General features: G+C 64.6%; 5 protein-coding genes. All 5 read right to left on the reverse strand.

Annotated features, from left to right (window positions below):
* Positions 1-19: 19 nt before the first annotated feature.
* Positions 20-724, reverse strand: a complete 705-nt coding sequence (locus FJW10_RS29520; RefSeq protein ID WP_140902661.1) for a YoaK family protein — start codon at positions 722-724, stop codon at positions 20-22.
* 92 nt (positions 725-816) lie between these two features.
* Positions 817-2,280 carry a betaine-aldehyde dehydrogenase gene (gene betB / locus FJW10_RS29525; protein ID WP_140902662.1) on the reverse strand — a complete coding sequence of 488 codons (1,464 nt, stop codon included), beginning with the start codon at positions 2,278-2,280 and terminating at the stop codon, positions 817-819.
* A 49-nt stretch (positions 2,281-2,329) separates the two neighbouring features.
* Positions 2,330-3,982 (reverse strand): choline dehydrogenase, encoded by a 1,653-nt coding sequence (betA, locus tag FJW10_RS29530; RefSeq protein WP_140902663.1) that lies wholly within the window; start codon positions 3,980-3,982, stop codon positions 2,330-2,332.
* Positions 3,975-4,979 (reverse strand): threonine/serine dehydratase, encoded by a 1,005-nt coding sequence (locus FJW10_RS29535; RefSeq protein ID WP_181177710.1) that lies wholly within the window; start codon positions 4,977-4,979, stop codon positions 3,975-3,977. The genes betA and FJW10_RS29535 overlap by 8 nt, the downstream gene beginning before the upstream one ends.
* Positions 4,976-6,143: choline-sulfatase (gene betC, locus FJW10_RS29540; RefSeq protein ID WP_140902664.1), on the reverse strand; the 1,168-nt coding region annotated here is incomplete at its 5' end. The genes FJW10_RS29535 and betC, both read right to left, overlap by 4 nt.

Below are 6,143 nucleotides of genomic sequence, written 5' to 3' on the forward strand. Positions count from 1 at the left end.
TCATGCTCGGACCTTGACGTCACGGCACGGGGGCGGGTGCGCTTTCCTGCATGACAAGGGGCACGATCGCAACGATCGGCGGCAGCGCAAAACACCACATTCCGACTTGTGAATAGAGCAAAGCGGCTGTCCCACATCCCAGCGCGAAGACGAACACGGCGACCGACATTCGCGCCAGGCGCGATCGGGACGCGGCCATGCTCTCGGGCAGTGCGCCGTGGATGAGATCGGCGAGGTCGAGCATGATCTGGGTCGTGGTGCCCGTCATCAGCGTCGACGGCGGCGCACTGGGAAGATGGACGCGATGCGCGGCATTCTGCACCGCCATGGCCGAAACCAGCACCATGCCGGTGACGATGGCGGCCCAGCTGTTTCCGTCGGGAAACGGGCCAAGGCGGATTGCCAGGATCGCACCTGCCGTCAGCAGCAACAGTTTGATTGCCAACAATGACCGGAAGACCGGCAGCTTCCGGCTTTGTAACGGATACGATAGAAGTCGGCTAAGGATAACCATGAAGCAGAAGACCGGCAAAGCCAGAAGTTTTGCAAAGGCGCCTGACGTGCCAAGCGCCAGCGAAGCGCCGAGCGTGACGAAATTGCCGGTGACATGCGCCGTGAACAGTCCCTGCAGCGCCAGGAAGCCCGCGGTATCGACATAGCCTCCATTGAAGCTAAGCAGCAGCGGCAGCGTGGCCGCCTTGTTGTTCTTGGCTTCGCCCGCCATTTTCGCCTCCTCGATTGCCCCGTCAGAAAACCTACGGCAAGCCGGCAGCAAGGAGAACAGCCTCTCGGCAAATCGCGCCCTTCAGCAGAGGCTCAGTAGGGGGCCACTACATCCCCCGTCTCGACATAGACGGACTTCAATTGCGAGTAATGCGCCAGCGCGGCCAGCGAATTCTCCCGCCCTATGCCGGACTGCTTGACGCCGCCGAACGGCATTTCCACGGGCGTCAGATTGTAGGCGTTGATCCAGCAAGTGCCGGCCTGCAACTCGGCGATCACCCGATGCGCGCGCGGCAGGTCGCGCGTGAACACGCCGGCGGCCAGCCCGAATTCGGTGTCGTTGGCGCGCTCGATCACCTCGTCCTCGCCGTGGAATTTGAGCACGCTCATCACCGGCCCGAATATCTCCTCGCGCGCGATGCGCATGGTGTCGGTGACGCCTGAAAACACCGTCGGCTCGATGAAGAAGCCGCCCTCGAAACCCTGCAGTGACGGCACGTTGCCGCCGCAGGCGAGGCTGGCCCCTTCCTGCTTGCCGGCTTCGATATAGGAGACGACCTTGTCCTGCTGCGCCCTGTTGACCAGCGGCCCCATCTGCGTTTCGGGATCGAGCGGATCGCCGATGCGGATTTTCTTGGTGCGTTCGACCAGCCGCTCGACGAAGCGGTCATGCAGGCCGCTCTGCACGAAGACGCGTGTGCCGTTGGAGCAGATCTGCCCGGTCGAGTAAAAATTGCCGAGCATGGCGCCGCCGATGGCGTTCTCGAGATCGGCGTCGTCGAAGACGATCAGCGGCGACTTGCCGCCGAGCTCCATCGTCGCGTGCTTCATCTTCGAGCCGGCAAGCGACAGCACCTTGCGGCCGGTCGGCACCGAGCCGGTTACCGAGACCTTTGCCACGACATCATGATCGACGAGGCCGGCGCCGACATCGCCGTAACCCTGCACGACATTGAACAGCCCGTCCGGCAGTCCAGCCTCCGAGTAGATTTCGGCCAGCGCCAGCGCCGAAAGCGGGGTGTTTTCCGACGGCTTGAACACCATGGCATTGCCCATGGCCAAAGCCGGCGCCGATTTCCAGCCGGCGATCTGGATCGGATAATTCCAGGCGCCGATGCCGACGCACACGCCGAGCGGCTCGCGCCGCGTGTAGGCGAAGGGTCCGCCGAGATCGACCATCTCGCCGTTGAAGGCGGCGACCGCGCCGGCGAAATATTCCAGGCAGTCGGCGGCCGACGGAGCGTCGGCCACCAGCGTCTCCTGGATCGCCTTGCCGGTGTCCAGCGTCTCGATGCGGGCCAGATCGGCATTGCGCGCCCGCAGGATGTCGGCTGCGCGGCGCAGGATGCGGCCGCGTTCGACCGGCTTCAGCCGCGCCCAGGCCGGCTGCGCGGCGCGTGCGGCCTCGATGGCGAGTTCCAGCACGTTGGGCGTCGCTGAATGCAGCGTGGCGATGGTCTCGCCCGTTGCCGGATAGATCACGGGCAGTGGCGCGCCGCCTTCGTCCTCGATGTAGCGGCCGTTGACGTAATGCGATGCCGTGGGTTGGGCGCGCATGGCTTTCTCCAAGTCTGTTCGCCGAGCGGGCGGTCTGCCCGACAATGCCCTATCGGTCCGCCACCTGCCAGCGTGGATTGATCCACGGTTCCTGGTTGGATGGCGCCAGCGGCGTGCGGCCGAGGATGTGGTCGGAGGCCTTTTCGCCGGTCATGATCGATGGCGCGTTGAGATTGCCGTTTGTCACCCGCGGAAAAATCGAGGAGTCGGCGACGCGCAGCCCCTCGACGCCGATCACCCGGCATTCCGGATCGACGACGGCGGTCAGATCGTCGGCGCGGCCCATCCTGCAGGTGCCGCAGGGATGATAGGCGCTCTCGGCATGGTCGCGGATGAAGGCGTCGAGCTCGTCGTCCGATTGCACATGGCTGCCCGGCGAAATCTCCTTGCCGCGAAAGCCGTCGAAGGCACTCTGGCCAAAAATCTCGCGCGTCAGCCGGATGCAGTGGCGGAATTCGCTCCAGTCGTCGGGATGCGACATGTAGTTGAAGCGGATCACCGGCTTCGTCTTCGGATCGGGCGAGCGCAGGCTCACCGACCCGCGCGACTTCGAGCGCATCGGGCCGACATGCGCCTGGAAGCCATGCGACTTCGCCGCCGACTTGCCGTCATAGCGCACCGCCGCCGGGATGAAGTGGTATTGGATGTCCGGGTAGTCCACACCGGCTTGCGAGCGCACGAAGGCCGCCGCCTCGAAATGGTTGGTGGCGCCAAGCCCGGTCTTGAAGAACAGCCACTGCGCGCCGATCAATGCCTTGGAGAAAGGATTGAGCACCGAGTTCAGCGTGATCGGCTTGGTCGATTCCTGCTGGATGTAGAGTTCCAGATGATCCTGCAGATTTGCGCCGACGCCCGGCCGGTCGGCAATCACCTGGATGCCGTTTTCCTTGAGATGCGCGCCCGGGCCGATGCCGGACAGCATCAGGATCTTCGGCGAATTGACCGACGATGCCGCGACGATTACCTCACGCCGCGCCTTAACGACCTGAATCTGTCTGTTAGCTTCGATCTCGACGCCGATCGCGCGTTGATTCTCGATCACCACGCGTCGGGCGAAGCCTTTGATCAGACTCACATTCCTGCGTTTGAGAGCCGGCTTCAGATAGGCGTTCGCCGCCGACCAGCGGCGGCCGCCAAGAATGGTCTGCTCCATCGGCCCGAAGCCTTCCTGCTTGGAGCCGTTATAGTCGTCGGTGAGCTCGAAACCGGCTTGGCGGCCGGCCTCGACGAAGGCGCCGTAGAGCGGATTTTTCAGCGTGCCGCGCTGCACATGCAGCGGTCCGCTTTTGCCCCGCCAGCCATCCTCGCCGCCGTCGGAATCCTCCATGCGCTTGAAATAGGGGAGCACGTCGGCGAAGGCCCAGCCGGCAGCACCCTGTTCGGCCCAGTGGTCGAAGTCATGCGCGTGTCCACGCACATAGACCATGCCGTTGATCGAGGAGGAACCGCCGAGCACCTTGCCGCGCGGCGTGGCGAGCACGCGGCCGCCGAGATGCGGCTCGGGCTCGCTCGCGAAACCCCAGTCGTAAAGGCTCATATTGAGCGGGATCGACAGCGCCGACGGCATCTGGATCAGCGGCCCCATATCGGTGCCGCCGAACTCGATGACGATCACCGAGTGCTTGCCGTCTTCCGACAGCCGATAGGCCATGGCCGAGCCGGCGGAGCCGGAGCCGATGATGACGAAATCCGCTTCAAGCATTGTTCATATGCGCCATAAAGTCGGCGAGCGAGACATTGCCGCCGGTTGCAACCACGAGGACGGTCTTGCCCCTCACATCCACCTTGCCGCCGAGCAGTGCCGCGAGCGACGCCGCGCCCGACGGCTCCAGCACCAGCTTCATCCGCTCGAAGGCGATCTTCATCGCGCGCCGCACCGAGGCATCGTCGACGGTCACGCCGCGCGCCCCGGCGGCGCTCACCGCCGCGAAGGGCGCGTCGCCGGGTTTTCGGGCCATCAGCCCGTCGCAGATCGATTTCGGCCCGATCGGCATCGTTTCGATAGCGCCATGCGCAAGTGAAGAGCCCATGCCGTTGAAACCCTCCGGCTCGACCGCGATGATTTCGGTCCTGGGCGATACATAGTGGAAGGCAAGCGAGACGCCGCCGATCAGCCCGCCACCACCGACCGAGCAGAACACCAGGTCGGCATGCGCCTTCTCCATCGCCAACTGTTCCAGCGCCTCCAGCCCGGCGCCGGCCTGGCCCGCGACGATCTCCGGGTCGTCGAAGGGATGCAGCAAGGTGAGATGCTCGGTCTCGGCGATCTCACGCGCCTTGGCGGCGGCGACCTCCTCGCGGGCGCGGTCGCCATGATCGGTCAGCACCACGCGCGCGCCATAACCGGCCGTCGCGTCACGCTTGGCGGCCGGCGCGTCGATCGGCATGACGATGGTGACCGGAATGCCCAGCGCCTGGCCGGCGGCCGCCAGCCCCTGCGCGAAATTGCCGGAGGAATACGCCACCACGCCCTTCTTCCCTTCACCCGCCGAAAGCCGGTTCAGCCGCCAATAGGCGCCGCGCACCTTGAAGGAGCCGGCCCATTGCAGCGATTCCGGCTTGACGAAGACGCGCGCGGCGCCGGTCTCCTTGGCCAAGGCCGCCGACTCCAAAAGCGGTGTCACCTGCGTGGCCGTCGAGGTGACGGCATAGGCCTGCCTCAGATGATCGAGGGTCGGGATGAGAATGTCTGCCATCATTCGCCTCTCGGATACCGTTTGCTCTCTTCGAGATTGTCGAGGTTCATGTGATTGCGCATGTAGCGTTCCGATGCCTTCTGCAGCGGCTGGAACTCCCATGGGTAGTAAGCGCCGTTGCGCAGCGCCGGATAGACGACCCAGCGGCGCGCCTGGCTTTCGCGCACAGCGGCGTCGAAGCTTGCCATATCCCAGCGGCCACGGATCTTTTCCATGAAGGTCGAGACCAGATCGGCGTAGGCCGGGTTGGTCGCGAGATTATCGAGCTCGCGCGGATCGGCATCGAGGTCGAAGAGTTGCGGCGGATCGAGCTCGCAATGGACGAATTTGTATTTGCCCTCGCGGATCGCCACCATGGGCGCGGAGGAGCCTTCGGCCGCATATTCCATCAGCACCGGCGCCGAGCGCTGCTCGCCGCCGGCAAGCGGCAGCAGCGACTGGCCGTCCGTCCAAGGCGCGATCCCGCTCATATCGATGCCGGCGAGGTCGCAGAGCGTCGACGTCACGTCGAGATTGGAGACAGGCGCCTCGGTCAGCCCGGCCTTGATGCCCTTGCCGGCCATCATCAGGGGCACCCGCGCCGCGCCTTCATAGAAGCACATCTTGAACCACAAGCCGCGCTCGCCCAGCATGTCGCCATGGTCGGAGCAGAACATCACGATCGTGTCGTCGGCCATACGGGTGCGCTCCAGCACCGACAGCAATTCGCCGACCTTGTCGTCGAGATAGGAGATGTTGGCGAAATAGCCGCGCCGCGAGCGGCGCACCTGCTCCGGCGTGATGTCGAAGCTGTCGTAATCCGATGCCTTGTAGAGCCGCTTCGAATGCGGATCCTGGCAGTCATAGGGGATGAAACCCACCTCCGGCTCCAGCGCCGGGCAATCCTCGTAAAGGTCCCAGTATTTGCGCCGCGCGACATAGGGGTCGTGCGGATGGGTGAAGGAAATGGTCAGGCACCAGGGGCGACGTCCGGCGTCGTCGGAAACACGGGCAAACTCATAGAGCTTTTGCGTCGCGTGGAACGCGACCTCATCGTCATATTCCATCTGGTTGGTGATCTCGGCGACGCCGGCGCCGGTCACCGAACCCAGATTGTGGTACCACCAGTCGATGCGCTCGTCGGGCTTGCGGTAGTCCGGTGTCCAGCCGAAATCGGCCGGGTAGATG

Source organism: Mesorhizobium sp. B4-1-1 (genome assembly GCF_006439375.1).
Lineage (GTDB): Bacteria > Pseudomonadota > Alphaproteobacteria > Rhizobiales > Rhizobiaceae > Mesorhizobium.